Genomic DNA, 14,334 nt, shown 5'->3' on the forward strand with positions numbered 1-14,334 from the left:
CTTGCCCGCCTTTTTCTGTTTGGGCGGCTAGCCCGCTGCGTACGCCAATATGGTTTCATTTGACACCAGTTTGCCGGCGCGCTAATCTTGCGGCTATAGCAACAGCGCAGGAGAATGACGTGATGGCCGACCTTTTCGAAAACCCGCTGGGTCTCGACGGTTTCGAGTTCATCGAATTCTGCGCGCCCGAAAAGGGCCTTCTTGAGCCCGTTTTCACGGCTATGGGCTTCACCCACATTGCCCAGCACCGCTCCAAGGACGTTCATCTGTGGCGTCAGGGCGACATCAACCTGATCGCCAATTATGAACCGGCCAGCCCCGCGGCCTATTTTGCCGCCGAGCATGGGCCTTCGGCCTGCGGCATGGGGTTCCGCGTCAAGAATGCCCGGATCGCCTATCGCGAGGCGCTCGACCGCGGCGCCGAGCCGGTCGAGACCCGCACCGGCCCGATGGAACTGCGCCTGCCTGCGATCCGTGGCATTGGCGGCGCGATGATCTATCTGGTCGATCGCTATGCCAGCCTCGACAATCCCGACGCGCTGTCGATTTATGACATCGATTTCGAGTACCTGCCCGGCGTCGATCGCCACCCCGTAGGGGCAGGCTTCAAGATGATCGATCACCTGACCCACAATGTCTATGGCGGTCGCATGGACCATTGGGCGAAGTTCTATGAGCGCGTGTTCAACTTCCGCGAGATCCGCTTCTTCGACATCAAGGGCGAATACACCGGCCTCACCAGCCGCGCGATGACCGCACCCGATGGACGTATCCGCATTCCGCTCAACGAGGAAGGCGCCAAGGGTGGTGGCCAGATCGACGAATTCCTGCGAGCCTACAATGGCGAGGGCATCCAGCACATCGCGTTCATCTGCGATGACCTGATCGGTTGCCTCGACACGATCAAGGCGATGGGCGCTCCGCTGATGACGCCGCCGCCTGGCACCTATTACGAGGCGCTGGAAGAGCGCCTCCCGGGTCATGGCGAACCGGTCGAGGAATTGCAGCAGCGTGGCATCCTGCTCGACGGATCGACCGAGAACAACGATCCGCGGCTGCTGTTGCAGATCTTCGGCCAGCCGACGATCGGCCCGGTGTTCTTCGAGTTCATCCAGCGCAAGAAGGACGAGGGCTTCGGCAACGGCAACTTCACCGCCTTGTTCAAGTCGATGGAAGAAGACCAGATGCGCCGCGGTGTGCTCAAGGTGCAGGAACCGGCGGAATGAACGCGCCGTTCGCGCTCTCGCGCATCCACCACGTTGCCTATCGCTGCAAGGACGCGAAGCAGACGGTGGAATGGTATGAAAAGGTTCTGGGGATGACCTTCACCAGCGCGTTTTCGGAAGACCATGTGCCATCCACAGGCGCGTATGATCCCTATATGCATGTGTTCCTCGATTGCGGCGGCGGCAACGTGCTGGCGTTTTTCGAGCTGCCCGAACAGCCCGATATGGGCCGTGATGCCAACACGCCCGAATGGGTACAGCATATCGCCTTCGAGGTCGCCGATCTTAAGGCGCTGACTGCGGCCAAGGCGCATATCGAGGGTCTTGGTATCGATGTGCTTGGCCCGACGTTCCACGGCATCTTTCGCTCGATCTATTTCTTCGATCCCAACGGCCACCGCGTCGAGCTCGCCTGCAACATCGGCAAGCCCGAGCATTATGCCGAGCTCAGACGCGTCGCGCCGCTGATGCTCGATGAGTGGAGCCAGACCAAAAAGGCGCCGCGCCATGCCGACTGGTTGCACAAGGATCCCGATGCGGCCTAAGGGTACCGCCCATGACCTTTGAAGACCAGCTCGAACGCTATTTCGGAACCCGCGATCCCGCCACCATCGCCCCGCAGGCGGTGCCGGCGGCTATCGAGCGCATGCAGGTCGATCTGGGCCTCGCCACGGTGCCCGGAGAACGCTTCGTCCTTTGGTGCATGCTGTTCATGTTTGGCCAGGCGCCCGACATCGACGAGACGTTCGAGGACCGATCGGAGCGCGACCTCGCGCGCGATTTCATCGAGATGTCGGAACAGGCCGGGCAGGTGAGCTGACCATGGCCGAGATCATCAACCTGCGCCAGGTGCGCAAGGCGCAAAAACGCAAACAGGCTGACGCGACAGCATCCGCAAACCGAGCGAAGTTCGGCCAGACCAAGGCCGAGCGCAATGCGCAGACGGCCGAGACCCAACGGGCGGCGCGGCTGCTCGACGGGGCAAAGCGGGAGCACGACTGATGCGATCGACCTCTGACTCGGTCAGCGTTAGGCTGTATCTGCTCGATGGGGACGTCGAAGGCGGCGCAACCAGCAGCCTGTTTTACGGGCCGTTGTCGGAAGCGCTGCGCATTGCGGCGCAACAAAGTGCCGAGGTGCAGGAAGGGCTGTTCATCGCCACCGACAATGATGTGGTCGCCTATCTCGATCTGGTCGAGGAATAGGCGGGGACTAGATCTCCGACTGGCGCGCGACCTCCAGGATACACCCGATAAAGCCTTTCGGGTCATCTTCCTGAATGAAGTGGCCCCCGCTGAGCGGGCGATGGTTCTGACCTGCGGTACCGGGTACGCGTCCGATGAACAGCGCCTCGCCGCCGCGCGTGATCGGGTCGCGGTCGCTGAAGCAGCACAGGAACGGCTTTTCCCAGCGCTCGAGGATCGACCAGGCCTTGATCTGATCGGGCACCGCGACATTCGATCCGAACGGAACGAAGCTGGGGAAGATGCGCGCGCCGGCCTTGTAGCCGTCATCGGGGAAGGGGGCATCATAGGCTGCGATCTCGGCCTCCGACAGCGTGCGAGTGGTGCCCTTGGCGATGATCTTGCCGATGGGGAACACCGGGCTCCATTTGGAAAAGGCCCGCCAGATGGCAAAGGCGCGGGGCGGCTTCTGACCCGCAGGCAGGCCGCCATTGGACAGCACCACGCCGTTGAAGCGTTCGGGCATCTCTGCCACCAGCCGCAGCCCGATCAGCGATCCCCAATCCTGGCAGGCGAGCGTGATGTTGGTGAGATCGAGCTTCTCGATCCAGCGCCGCATCCAGGCGACGTGCCGGGCATAGCTGTAGTCGCTCTTGAGCGCAGGCTTGTCCGATTTGCCGAAGCCAATCAGATCGGGAGCGATCACCCTCAGGCCCTCGGCCACGACCGGTCCGATCATATGCCGGTACAGATAGCTCCAACTGGGCTCACCATGCAGCATTAGCACCACGGGAGCATCGCGTGGACCTTCATCCACGTAATGCAGGCGCAGTCTGGTGCCATCACTGGGATCGGCGATTTCGGCGTAGTGCGGAGCAAAGGGGAAATCAGCGAGCGCCGCAAACCGGCTGTCCGGCGTCCTCAATACCCGCATGTCCACTCTCCGCCTCAGCCCATATTATGGCATGGAATATGACAGAACATGACGGCGTCGGCAATGGCCGGAATGAAACCAGGCGGGCAGGAAGGTGTGACGCGAGATCAGGCTTAAGAGAATTTCTCGGTCAACCGCAGCAGGTCAAACCGGCTGTGTACCCCCGTGCGATCGTAGATCTGTCCCAGAAATACGCGCGCAGTGTTCTTGGTGATCGACATCAGCCTGGCGGCATCCTCCAGCGTATAGGTCTGCTGGATGATTTTGAGCAGCTGGGCCTGACGCTGGGTCAGCCCGAACGCCGCCATGAACACCTTTTCCAGCTCCACCGCATGCTTGACATAGGTGACCGAGACTTCGGCGAGCTTTGTCGAGACCGAATTGAACGTGGTGCTGATGCTGACAAGCGTATCGCAGATGGTCGACTTATGCGCGAGCTGGATGGCGCCCTGAGGCGGCAGACCATACACGGCACTCAGGATCGCGGTGTGGAAATCGGAATCGAACGGCTCGAGCTGGTTCTCGTCGCCAAGCCGCGCAAGACCGGTCATCGCCAGCATGTAGCGCGTCACGCCATCGGCGTGGGACACGATCATGTTTTCATCCAGGCGGAATTTGAACGAGCCGATGTGCTGGAGGGGAACCGCGCGCTCGCACAGGTCGCCCTCTTTGCGGGCCTGGCGGCGCAAGATTGAATTGATGGCCGTAAACTTGTCGTAGAATTTCGTCAGAAAGTTCGTCAGCTCGCTGGACTGAAAAACCTCCGTTTCGCGGTGGACGGCCAGAACGATCTTTGCATTTTCGACACAGGGCAAGACCAGCGCAGCGGTATGGCGGGGCGCCCCGGTCGATTGCAGCCATGACCAGAATTCACCATTGCTTCCGGGCATGCTGGATTGGCGGATGTCCTCATCGATGATGACGCCATTCTTCGCGTTCTGCTGGATGAACGCCATCCTGGGATCGATCTGGAAATAATAGTCCGAATAGGCATCGACCATGGTCTGGTCAAAACCATGGGCACCCATGGACCGGACGGCCTGGTTGCTGCCGAGCATGAGGTCCATCGACATCGCGTCGGCGCGAGCCAGCTGGGCGACAGAGGCGAGGCATTGTGACCAGCTGATGTTACCGAGAGCCGCCTCCGCGATATACTCGTCCAGCCGGTCGAACTCGCTGGCAATAACAATCATGCGTGAAGCGTCATTCGTCTGTGGAAGAACGATGCAGGGTATAATCCTCACGCCCATCGATGGAGACGATCAGCTTCACATCCCACTCGCCACCATGCCCGAACCGGATATTGCTCAGCACCCGGCCGGCTTCGCCAAGACTGCGGAACGAGCTTGTATTTGCGGTGCGATTGGACGTCCCCGATTGCGATTCGATGCGAAAGTGTCCCGCACAATCACAGGGCGCTGCCGACATGACTTTCGCCTCGACCAGCGTGCCATGCTGTTCGATGGTCAGGGTTACAGGCTGGTCTGATTGGCTTGTCATGGCACGGGCACTCTGCTCGACGGAAGGGGAGGCATTGGCGGTCGCCACGCTGAAGGTGGCTGCCAGCATCAAGCCGGCAGCCCGGCGCCCGTTAGCGCGGTTCAGGCGCATTGATCACTCCAAGGATTGCGTTGATCGCGTCCGTCGCGTCGGCAGGTATCTGGCTGCTGTCATCTTCGGGCGGAACCGGCGCTGCACCCTGGCCGGATGTTATGGCCGCAGCAATGGCGAGGTCGTCGTTGCTCATTTCCCCAGTGCGGCCAGACGCGAGCCGTCTTGCGGTGCCATCGGGCGCATCCCCGGACGACGGCACGGAATATTGCTGGGCCAGAAGACGCTGCTCCGCCGAAAGCTGGGGCCGCAATCTGGCCGAAAAATCCCGTGCGCGGCTTTCGAGCGGGTTGGCGCAGACGTCCGGGCTGTTGGCGGTCTGGTCAGCGTCGCAGGCATCCGCGCCTTCAAGCCGCTGGATCGCCAGCTGGCCACGGTCTTGGCCGGGTGATGTGAGCTGCGGAGCAGGGGTGGGCGTCCCAGCCCTCAAGGTAATCTGAGTTGTATCGGTGAGATCGCGGGTTGCTACCGGCTCGAACGCGGAGACAGACGGCACTTGCAAGGAGCGGTCCGAGGGCATCGCCTGGTCACTGGACACCGCCTGGCTGCGATCACTGGCAGCGTTTGACTCCGGTTTGGGCTCGTCTGCTTCCTGTGCCGAGGCAACGGGCATCAACTGGGTCAATCCGACCGCGACCAGCACCAACGCCACCAAAATGGCAAAACGCCCGATTTGCCGCAAAGTCGGGAGGCGCGCATAAACGGTGTGGACGGTAAGCCCGCGTGCCATCAACTGCCCCCGTTCGATTGCGTGATCGAAATAGCCTGGCTGCCGCTTTGCACGATCTGAAGGTCGGACAGGCCATTGCCGTTCTGCACCCACCGCAGCTGGTTATCGGATCCGTTCTGGGTCGCGGTCATGGCGTTGTTGTCACCCAATTGAATCAGCTCTGCGCGGTTGTCCGATCCTGCCTGCTGAAGGTTCATCTGATTGCCTGCACCATTCTGCGCGAGAACGGCCCCATTAGGGCTACCCGCTGTGGCAGTCTGGTCAAGCAATATGACGTTGTCTTCGCCGAATTGTTCGACAGCCGCAATGTTGCTGCCGCCTTGCGCCGCGTCCTGCTTGACGACGATACTGTTGAGCAGGCCGGCCTGATCGACTTCGAGATACGCGATGCCTTCGCCCATCTGTTGCGCGTTGGCAGCATGACCGTCGCCATCCTGCGCGACACGGGCGAACTGCTGGCTCGCGTTCTGACTGATGTTGGCCCGATTCTGATCGCCAACCTGGGTGATGTAGGCGCTGGTCCTGAGCGGGGCGGGGCGGGCAACATCGATTGGCTGGGTCATCGGGCCAGTGGTGCACGATCCGGATGAAGCCGCATCGCAAGGACCGCCTTGGGCCTGCTGAGCCCATGCGCCATGCGCTCCGATGACAAATGCCGCTGCGGTCAGGCTCAGCTTTGTGATGGAAGTGCGCATGAGGAAACTCCTTTGATCGAACTTTTGGCGATCCTGCATTCTGGCCAGGCCGGATGCAGGATCGCCGCGAGTTCAGTAGGGCTTAGAGGCCCTGAGTGACATTGGCGGTGTGGCCAGTGCCAGCCTGGTTGATGAACGAGTCGTTGAGGCTCGAGTTCTGCGTGACGTTGGCAACATGGCCCGTACCGGTCTGCGCGATTTCAGACAGGTTGTCGTTGCCGAGCTGCGTGACGTTGGCCGTGTGACCGGTGTCGCCCTGCTCGATGCTGGAAACGTTGCCTGCACCGTTCTGGATCACGTTGGCATTGAGCAGAACCGCACCACCGTTGCCGGTCTGCATGATCAAGCTTTCGTTGTCACCGCTGCCACCCTGCGAGACGTTGGCAGCGAGGCTGGTGCCCTGCTGATTGGTCAGTGCACGGTTGCCGTCGGAGATCTGCATGATCGTAGCGGAGTTGTCGCTGCCGAAGTCGCCGCCCTGGACGATTTCAGCACCAAACGTGAAGACGCCGCCATCGCCGATGTTGCCCGAACCGACCTGTTCGATCGTTGCGCTCTGGCTTTCGCCACGCTGTTCGGTCTTGGCGGTGTTGTCGTTGCCTCCCTGCGTGATGCTGGCGACCTGGTCTTCACCAAAGCCGGTATCAAACGCGCCACCGAGGAAACCGGTCCGGTCACGACCCTGATCGACTTCGGCTTCGTTGCCGTCGCCGGGCTGAGTGATCGATGCGGTCTGGTTTTCACCGCGCTGTGCGATGTCGGCCAGGTTTTCGTTGCCGTCCTGGTTGACGAAGGCGTTGTGGTTGCGACCGACGCCGCCGCCCTGGTCGACAGTGGCGGTGTTCTCGTCACCGGTCTGCAGAACGTCGGCATTTTCATTGAAGCCGCGCTGCACGATGTCAGCGTTGTTCTCGAAGCCAGCCTGACGAATGTCGGCGGTGTGGTCGGAGCTGGCATTGGCGCCCTGATCGATCGAGGCGATGTTGTCGTTGCCGATCCTCTGCTCGATGAACGCATCATGCAGGCCGCCAGCCTGACGGATGGTGGCACGGTTGACATCGCTATCCTGAATGACACCCGCGGCAGCCGTGGTGCCTGCGCCGTTGCCAGCGCCACCCTGGATGATGTCCGACGTGTTGCGGTCACCATTCTGGAGCACATTTGCTACGTTGGCACCGACGCCGGTTTGAATGAGGGTCGACGTATTGTCTTCACCCGGCTGGGTAACGATCGCCTGGTTAAGGCCGCTGCTCTGGGTCAGGATCGACTCATTGCGAGCGCCACTCTGGAGCACCGCCGCAGCGTTGAGGTTGCCCGACTGCGTAACCGTCGATTCATTGTCATTGCCGCTCTGTTCGACGTCCGCGTTGTCGAGGTCGCCGCTCTGGGTGACCAGCGATTCATTGCCGGCAGCCGACTGGGCAACCGTGGCGGTCGAGAAGTCGTTGGTCTGGACGACGCGCGAGAAGTTGGCGCTGCCGACCTGAGTTACGTTGGCAGTATTGTTGTCATCGCTGCTTCCGGTGCCGTTGTCCTGAACGATTTCGGAGACGTTGAAATCGCCGCCCTGGCTCAGCGTCGCCGAGTTGTTGTCGCCGCCCTGGGTGACGGTCGACTGGCCGTTGCTGCCGCTCTGGCCGACGATGGCATCGCCATCGGTGCCGGTCTGGGTGACGGTCGAGGTGTTGTTCTGGGCCACGGCGGGAACCGCGGTGAGGAGTGCCAGCGACGAGGCGCTGAGAAGAAGAAGCTTTTTCATGTCATCGTTCCAGTAAAAAGGTTCCGGCTGGCACTTCCCGTCAAAGGTGCCAGCCGGAAGATTGGGCTATTACATTGGTCCGGCAGGCGCGGTGCCCTGCGTTACGTTTGCGGTGTTGCCGTTGCCCGTCTGGTTCACAAAGGATTCGTTGCCATTCGAGAACTGCGAGACCGTTGCCGAGTTGTCAAAGCCGCTCTGGTTGATCTCGGACAGGTTGAAGTTACCGTCCTGCGTCAGCTCGGCGGTGTTCTCAGCACCATTCTGGACGATCGACGACGTGTTGTCGTCTCCACCCTGGTCGGCGTTGGCAAAGTTGCCCGACGATTCAGCGGTGATCAGATTGTTCGTCTGGCTGATCGTGCTGTTATTGTCGTTGCCACCTTGAACGCTGACAGCGTTCATCAAGCGGGCGCTGACAGTAGCGTTGCCACCGAACTGGTTGATCGCGCTGGTGTTACCGTCACCGATCTGCTCGATCGACGCCAAGGCCACCCGGGGGTCTGCACCACCTGGAGGATTGGGGGCATTGCCGACGCTTTGCGAGATGGTTGCGAGGTTGTCGCTGCCAACCTGGTCAATCATTGCGTTCGAAAGCTGACCGGACTGGATAACAGATGCGGTGTTATCGTTTCCGCTCTGGTCCACGCCCACCATGCTTGCAACGTCGCTGTCGCCTGCCGAGTTGTCGAAGCCCGACTGAAGCACATCAGAGGTGTTGCGTTCACCCGACTGGTTGACATTCAGGTCGCCGCTTGAACCGCTCTGAACAGCGAGAGACACGTTGTCTGCGCCCGACTGCACGATCAACGCTTCCTGGCTGTTGGTCTGGTTGGCGTTGCCATTGCTCCGGCCTTGAGTCAGCGTCGATTCATTGTTCACGCCGCTCTGCGTCACGTCAGCCTGCGCGTTGAGCGAGGTCTGAGTGATCGTCGAGCCGTTATCCTGACCTGACTGGTCGACGAAGGCGGAGCCGCCGGCATCGTCCTGCTGCAGAACCGAAGACGCGTTGTTCGTGCCGGTCTGAGACACATCCGCCAGAGCTGCATTCGTGCTGGACTGAGTAATCGTCGAGGTCAGGAAGGTGCCGTCCTGGTTCACCGTGGCATCACCGTCGGTTCCCGACTGGATGACATCGGAGTCGTTGTTGGAACCGTTCTGAGTGACGAACGCTTCACCGCCAATGCCGGTCTGCGAGATGTCAGACACGTTGGTGAATGCCGGACCGACCGAAGGCTGGCCAGTCTGGACAACCGTAGCAGATCCGTTTCCGGTCTGGGTAACGTTCGAGACGTTATCGCCATAACCGCCGCCCTGGCTGACATCAGCAGTCGCGCCGCCGGTACCCGTCTGGGTCACGGTGGAGGTGTTGTAGATGTTTTCCTGGTCGACGATCGCAGTGCTGTTGGCGGCATCCTGCGTGATGTCCGAACGGTTGAGTACACCGTCCTGAGTCACAGTGGCCGACGATCCGGTGGCGCCTGCGAGCTGCTGGACATCCGACACGTTGTTGGCACGACCGCCGAACGGGCCGGGGTTGGGCTGGTTTCCACCCTGGGTCACGGTCGCGGTTGCGGCAGACAACTGGTCAACGTTGGACAGGTTATCGTCGCTGTCCTGGGTTACAGTGGCTACTGCACCGGGATTGACGGCCGACTGGGCGATCGTCGAGATGTTGTTGTCGCCCATCTGATCGACCGATGCTTCGTTGTCCTGGCCAGTCTGGACGATCGTGGAGCTGTTGAATGTTCCGTCCTGATTGACGGTCGCTTCCTGCCGTGCCGGCTGGACGGCACTGTTCTGCTCGATGACGGACGAGTTGTCGCTGCCGAGCTGGTTCACGTCGGCGCGGGTCAGACCTGCGCCGGCGCCGCCGCGCGATTCCTGCTGAATGGTCGAGCTGTTGCGATCGCCAAACTGGTCAACGACTGCCCGGTTAAAGGTGCCGGGATCCTGATCGACACTCGAAAAGTTGTCTTCGCCAGTCTGATTCACGCCTGTGGATATTCCGGGAGGTGAACCGGAAAATGCCTGGCCAACGCCGTTGCTGTTGCCATTCTGATTGATCAAAGAGCTGTTGCCTTCGCCGGTCTGCTGGACTTCGGCCTCGCTGGAGATACCCGTCTGGTTAATGACGGAGCTGTTGTCGCCCACTTGGGTGACTTCTGCTTCAAGGCGTTCGCCGCTCTGGCTGACCGTCGAGTCAGCACCGTTGCCGGACTGCGTGACCTTGGCAAAGACCTGCCTTGTGGCCGTGGTGTCGACGCCAGCCTGATCGATGTCCGAAGTTGCATTGCTGCCCGACTGGTTCACGGTCGCGTTCGTAAATGCGCCGCTCTGGTCGATATTGGAGGTATTGCTCTGCGCCATCGCAGGGGCGGCGAGCAGTGCGATCGACGATACGCCGATCATAAGAAGCTTTTTCATCACCGAATTCCTTATAAACTGGAAAATCCGGCGCCCCCAAAATGGAAGCGCCGGTTAGTTCGAACTGTTAGTTGATTACGCCGCTCTGGGTCACGACAGCGGTGTTGTTGTTGCCCGACTGCGTGATGTCGGACACGTTGCCGTTCGACGACTGGGTGAGAGTGGCCGAGTTCAGCGAACCGTTCTGCGTAATGTCAGAGTCGTTGCCATTGCCCGACTGAGTGGCACTGGCGAAGTTGCCAAAGCCGTCAACCGTTCCAGTCTGGATGATGTTGCTGGTATTGCCCGCACCCGACTGGTTTGCAAAAGCAGTGCTGTTGAAGCCGTCCTGGCTCACGAACGAGGTGTTGTCGAAGCCCGACTGGGTCACATCGGCGACGTTTTCCGAACGAGCGCCACCTGCACCGGTCTGCACAATGGTGGAAGTGGAACCATCCGAACCCACCAGCTGATCAACGAACGCCAGATCGTTGCGGCCGGTCTGCGACACGACCGACTTCGTGCCGTTGCCAGCCTGCAAGATGTCAGCCGAGTTGTTCAGGCCGGTTTGCGTGCTGACCGAGCTGTTGTCATCACCCGACTGCAGCACGACCAGGTTCTGACCAGCGGTACCCTGGAACGCATTCGACCCGTTTCCATCGCCGGTCTGGTCGATATCGGCGTTGGCGGACTTGTTCTCCTGGACCAGATCGGAGGTGTTGTCGTCGCCAACTTGGTTGACGTTGGCAATCAAACCGCCATCGGCGTTTCCGATGGTGCCGAAGCCCTGGTCACGCTGGGTGACGTTCGACAGGTTGCCTTCGCCATTCTGGTTGACGGTAGCGAGGAAGGTGTTCGAGCCATCATTGTTGAAGGTCTGCGTGATGTTGGAGGTGCTGGCACCGTTCTGGGTGACAATTGCATCCTGCGTGACCGAAGCTTCGCCAGCAGCGGTCTGCGTGATGGTCGACGTCGCACCATTGCGCTGGTTCACCGAAGCAAACAGATCGCCCGAGTCTTCGCCCGAAGCAGTCTGATCGATGTCAGAGGTCGAACCACTGAGCTGGGTCACATTGGCCGTCAGTCCGATGGCATTGGCACCCGAGGCGGTTTGATCGATATCCGACGAAGAGCTGTTCTGGTTGACGGTTGCAAATATATTGCGAGCGCCTGGGTTCTGAGCCACCTGAACGATGTTCGAATCGGCATCACCGGTCTGGGTGACGTTGGTGCGGATGCTGCCCGTGAATCCGGGGCCCATCGCATCCTGGTCGATGTTCGAGAAGTTATCACCGCCGGTCTGCGTAACGTTGCCCACGAGATTGAAACCGGGAGCGACAGCATTCTGGTTGACGATGGATTCGTTGTCAGTGCCATTCTGCGAGACAGTCGATTCAGGATCTTCAGGCAGGTTGATCGAGTTATTAGTCGATGCGTCAACCTGGGTAATGGTCGACTTGTTGGCCGATCCCGACTGGGTGACGAATGCGCCCGCGCCAAGTGCGTCCTGATCGACAACCGAGGTGTTGCCGGTCCCGCTCTGGTTGACGTTTGCGACGCTGTTATTGCCGTCCTGGTCAATATCGGACGAGTTGCTGCCGACCTGAGCAACCGTCGCGCCGTTGCCATTTCCAAGCTGGTCGATTGTGGAAGTGCTCTGCGCCAGGGCGGGAGCTGCGATCATCAGCGCAAGCGCCGAGACGGAGGTATAGATGGAGGTCTTCATGGTTGATAATCCTCTTTCGAAGGGTCATAACCATGCTGCTCCGAAAGCAGACTGCGATCGGGGTCAGCATGATTGTTTCACACGCACTCATAGTTGTCACGCTCACGCATCGGAGTTGCACCTCCGGTGCGTGAGTTTTGTCAGGCTCTTGTTACATCGCCGAATACCGCCTGACCGGTTCCAGCTCTCTTCCGCGATCCTCGGGTTTTGGCCAGCCTGTAGATCAGCCCGGCCCACGACCCTGTTGTTGCTGATCGGTCTGCGCGAGGCACGATCGATCAGGGAGAAAATGTTCAGTCCGCTTGTGGACTCCCCTTGTTTGGTTCCCCGTTTCTCCGTGTTTCCTTGACTTTCATTGGAGCCAGCTTGCGCGCCTTTTCTTCGGCACGCTGAACCTGGCCCGGGGTAAACTTGCCTTCGCGCTCCTGCTGGTACTGCAGCAGCTTCGCCATGCCGGCATTGCGGTCGGCGAAATCCCAAAGCTTGAGCTCGACACCCTCCATCACCAGCGCATAGACCGCCTTTTCGATGGCCTGTTGCAGCGCGAGCTGATCGGGCTCGTTGGTGGTGAAGCCGGCTTCGGCCTCCAGCAACTCGCGGAACGCAACGAACTTGAAGGCACTGGCACCCATCGACTGTGAAGCAATCGTTTTCGATGCTGTAACCGTCGTCAGAACCTCACCTGTGCGCACGGACACAGCCCGCAGATAAACCGTCACCGTGTCCTGCCGATATTCGGTGCGGCCACCGATGCCGAGGAACGCGGCGCCGGCACCGCCGGTCAGCGTGTTGGTGTCATAGCCGATCACGCCACCTTCGAGCAGCACGCCAGCAAACAGCAGGGCGGGGAGGGCATCGGGATTGACCGCGCGTTCGCCCAGATAGCGCTCGCGCATCTCGCGGATGATCTGCCGCTCGTTGAGCAGGTTCTTGAGGTTTTCGCGCTCGACAATGGTAAACCACGAACGGTCACCGACATCCTGCAGCGCCTTGACCAGCACCGATGCTCCGCCCTGGCTCACCGCCCGCGACAGGGTCTGGCCCGTCGCGCTGGGCTTGAACTGACCGGTTTGATCGGTGAAGTTATAGACCGCGACTGCCACCTGGCGCGAAGGCGCCGGGATGCCCCGCAGCAGGTTCTGGGTCTGCGTCGGATTGGGCAGATAGGCGTATGTCGTCGTCTCCGGAATGGATGCCTTGCCGCTACCACCAACCGTGGTGCAACCCGCCATCAGCACGGTCGTCATCAGCGCCATAAGGCGTATGGTTTTGCCCCCCATCATGGTCAGTTCACGTCGATAAAGGTTGGCACGACGATGACGGTCTCTTCGCCGGTGTCATCGTTGATGATGGTGATGGTCACTTCGCTCAGCGAGCGGATGAAGTTGACCGTCTGGCCGCCGAAGCTGATCGTTCCGCTCTCCTGCGGGTCTTCGCCGAAAATGGCGTTCACGAGCTGCGACGACAGCGCCGACAGCAGCCGCGATTGCAGCTGGCGCGCAAAGATGTCTGCCTGCGACGAGCTGCTGCTCGACGTCGGGTTGGTGAAATCGTTCTGTGCGTTGGCAATTCCAAGCAGATGGTTGGAATTGAACGGGTTGCCGCCGAAGCTGGGATTGACGGGCTGATAGACGATGTCCTGGGCAAAAGCCGTGTTGCCCAACGGAGCCGTGGCCCAAAATCCAGCCAACAAGGTCGCAACAGCAACCCTGGCGGCACCTTTGAACGAGTGCACAATTAATCTCCTGCAGCTTGCCCCGTGAGCTTTTTGCCCATCAGCCGGCATCAATGTTTTGCGACTCGATTTTTGTTAAGCGAACCTTAAGGAGGTTTAAGGAGGGGTAAAATAATGCAAAACGACTATATAACTCATTCATCCCGGGGCAAGTTGCATTGGCTGGCGTCGCTCGCTCCGGACCGGAAGCTCGGTAACCCAGCATTTCCGGCGCTTTCAAAGCGTTAACCCTCTCCAAAACCCTACTTTCCGTTAACCATGTTCGCGTTCCCGCTAATACCAAGGCGCGCTGAGGCTGACTCACGCGAGGGATTCCCAACCGGCTGAAATT

General features: G+C 60.2%; 16 protein-coding genes. 5 read left to right on the forward strand and 11 right to left on the reverse strand.

The genetic code is table 11. From position 1 onward, the window contains the following. Positions 1-122 precede the first annotated feature (122 nt). Genes hppD through QUV11_RS08205 form a run of 5 tightly spaced genes read left to right on the forward strand, consistent with a single transcriptional unit; the run spans position 123 to position 2,431 of the window. Positions 123-1,226, forward strand: coding sequence for a 4-hydroxyphenylpyruvate dioxygenase (gene hppD / locus QUV11_RS08185; RefSeq protein WP_300881480.1), 1,104 nt, complete (start codon positions 123-125; stop codon positions 1,224-1,226). Further along, complete coding sequence (locus QUV11_RS08190) at positions 1,223-1,771, forward strand: VOC family protein (RefSeq protein WP_300881481.1); 549 nt, start codon at positions 1,223-1,225, stop codon at positions 1,769-1,771. Before hppD ends, QUV11_RS08190 begins: the two co-directional genes overlap by 4 nt. Positions 1,772-1,782: 11 nt before the next feature. Next, positions 1,783-2,046 carry a hypothetical protein gene (locus QUV11_RS08195; protein ID WP_300881483.1) on the forward strand — a complete coding sequence of 88 codons (264 nt, stop codon included), beginning with the start codon at positions 1,783-1,785 and terminating at the stop codon, positions 2,044-2,046. Between the two features lie 2 nt (positions 2,047-2,048). Next, positions 2,049-2,228, forward strand: coding sequence for a DUF4169 family protein (locus tag QUV11_RS08200; RefSeq protein WP_300881485.1), 180 nt, complete (start codon positions 2,049-2,051; stop codon positions 2,226-2,228). Further along, on the forward strand, positions 2,228-2,431 hold the full coding sequence (locus QUV11_RS08205) for a hypothetical protein (protein WP_300881487.1): 204 nt from the start codon (positions 2,228-2,230) through the stop codon (positions 2,429-2,431). The genes QUV11_RS08200 and QUV11_RS08205 overlap by 1 nt, the downstream gene beginning before the upstream one ends. A gap of 7 nt (positions 2,432-2,438) precedes the next feature. On the opposite strand, the gene QUV11_RS08210 is transcribed toward QUV11_RS08205, so the two are convergent. From QUV11_RS08210 to QUV11_RS08260, 11 genes are all read right to left on the reverse strand, one after another. Beyond that, entirely contained in the window at positions 2,439-3,344 is a 906-nt protein-coding gene (locus QUV11_RS08210; protein WP_300881489.1) for a haloalkane dehalogenase, read from the reverse strand. 113 nt (positions 3,345-3,457) lie between these two features. Further along, entirely contained in the window at positions 3,458-4,594 is a 1,137-nt protein-coding gene (locus QUV11_RS08215; RefSeq protein ID WP_300881490.1) for a hypothetical protein, read from the reverse strand. Beyond that, positions 4,548-4,955, reverse strand: coding sequence for a hypothetical protein (locus QUV11_RS08220; RefSeq protein ID WP_300881492.1), 408 nt, complete (start codon positions 4,953-4,955; stop codon positions 4,548-4,550). Before QUV11_RS08220 ends, QUV11_RS08215 begins: the two co-directional genes overlap by 47 nt. Next, a complete protein-coding gene (locus tag QUV11_RS08225) occupies positions 4,936-5,685 on the reverse strand; it encodes a hypothetical protein (protein ID WP_300881494.1) in 750 nt (249 codons plus the stop codon). The genes QUV11_RS08220 and QUV11_RS08225 overlap by 20 nt, the downstream gene beginning before the upstream one ends. Next, on the reverse strand, positions 5,685-6,380 hold the full coding sequence (locus QUV11_RS08230) for a hypothetical protein (protein ID WP_300881496.1): 696 nt from the start codon (positions 6,378-6,380) through the stop codon (positions 5,685-5,687). Before QUV11_RS08230 ends, QUV11_RS08225 begins: the two co-directional genes overlap by 1 nt. An 82-nt stretch (positions 6,381-6,462) precedes the next feature. Next, positions 6,463-8,139 carry a hypothetical protein gene (locus QUV11_RS08235; RefSeq protein WP_300881498.1) on the reverse strand — a complete coding sequence of 559 codons (1,677 nt, stop codon included), beginning with the start codon at positions 8,137-8,139 and terminating at the stop codon, positions 6,463-6,465. 69 nt (positions 8,140-8,208) lie between these two features. After that, positions 8,209-10,563 carry a hypothetical protein gene (locus tag QUV11_RS08240; protein WP_300881500.1) on the reverse strand — a complete coding sequence of 785 codons (2,355 nt, stop codon included), beginning with the start codon at positions 10,561-10,563 and terminating at the stop codon, positions 8,209-8,211. A 67-nt stretch (positions 10,564-10,630) separates the two neighbouring features. After that, positions 10,631-12,268 carry a Curlin associated protein gene (locus QUV11_RS08245; protein WP_300881502.1) on the reverse strand — a complete coding sequence of 546 codons (1,638 nt, stop codon included), beginning with the start codon at positions 12,266-12,268 and terminating at the stop codon, positions 10,631-10,633. A gap of 293 nt (positions 12,269-12,561) precedes the next feature. Beyond that, positions 12,562-13,524 carry a CsgG/HfaB family protein gene (locus tag QUV11_RS08250; RefSeq protein ID WP_300881504.1) on the reverse strand — a complete coding sequence of 321 codons (963 nt, stop codon included), beginning with the start codon at positions 13,522-13,524 and terminating at the stop codon, positions 12,562-12,564. Positions 13,525-13,553: 29 nt separating this feature from the next. Next, the gene (locus QUV11_RS08255; protein ID WP_300881506.1) at positions 13,554-14,003 is read right to left on the reverse strand and encodes a curli assembly protein CsgF; all 450 of its coding nucleotides are present in this window, start codon (positions 14,001-14,003) and stop codon (positions 13,554-13,556) included. A gap of 40 nt (positions 14,004-14,043) precedes the next feature. Then, positions 14,044-14,334: hypothetical protein (locus QUV11_RS08260; RefSeq protein ID WP_300881508.1), on the reverse strand; the 291-nt coding region annotated here is incomplete at its 5' end.

The sequence above is a fragment of the Blastomonas sp. genome (genome assembly GCF_030373265.1).
Taxonomy (GTDB): domain Bacteria; phylum Pseudomonadota; class Alphaproteobacteria; order Sphingomonadales; family Sphingomonadaceae; genus Blastomonas.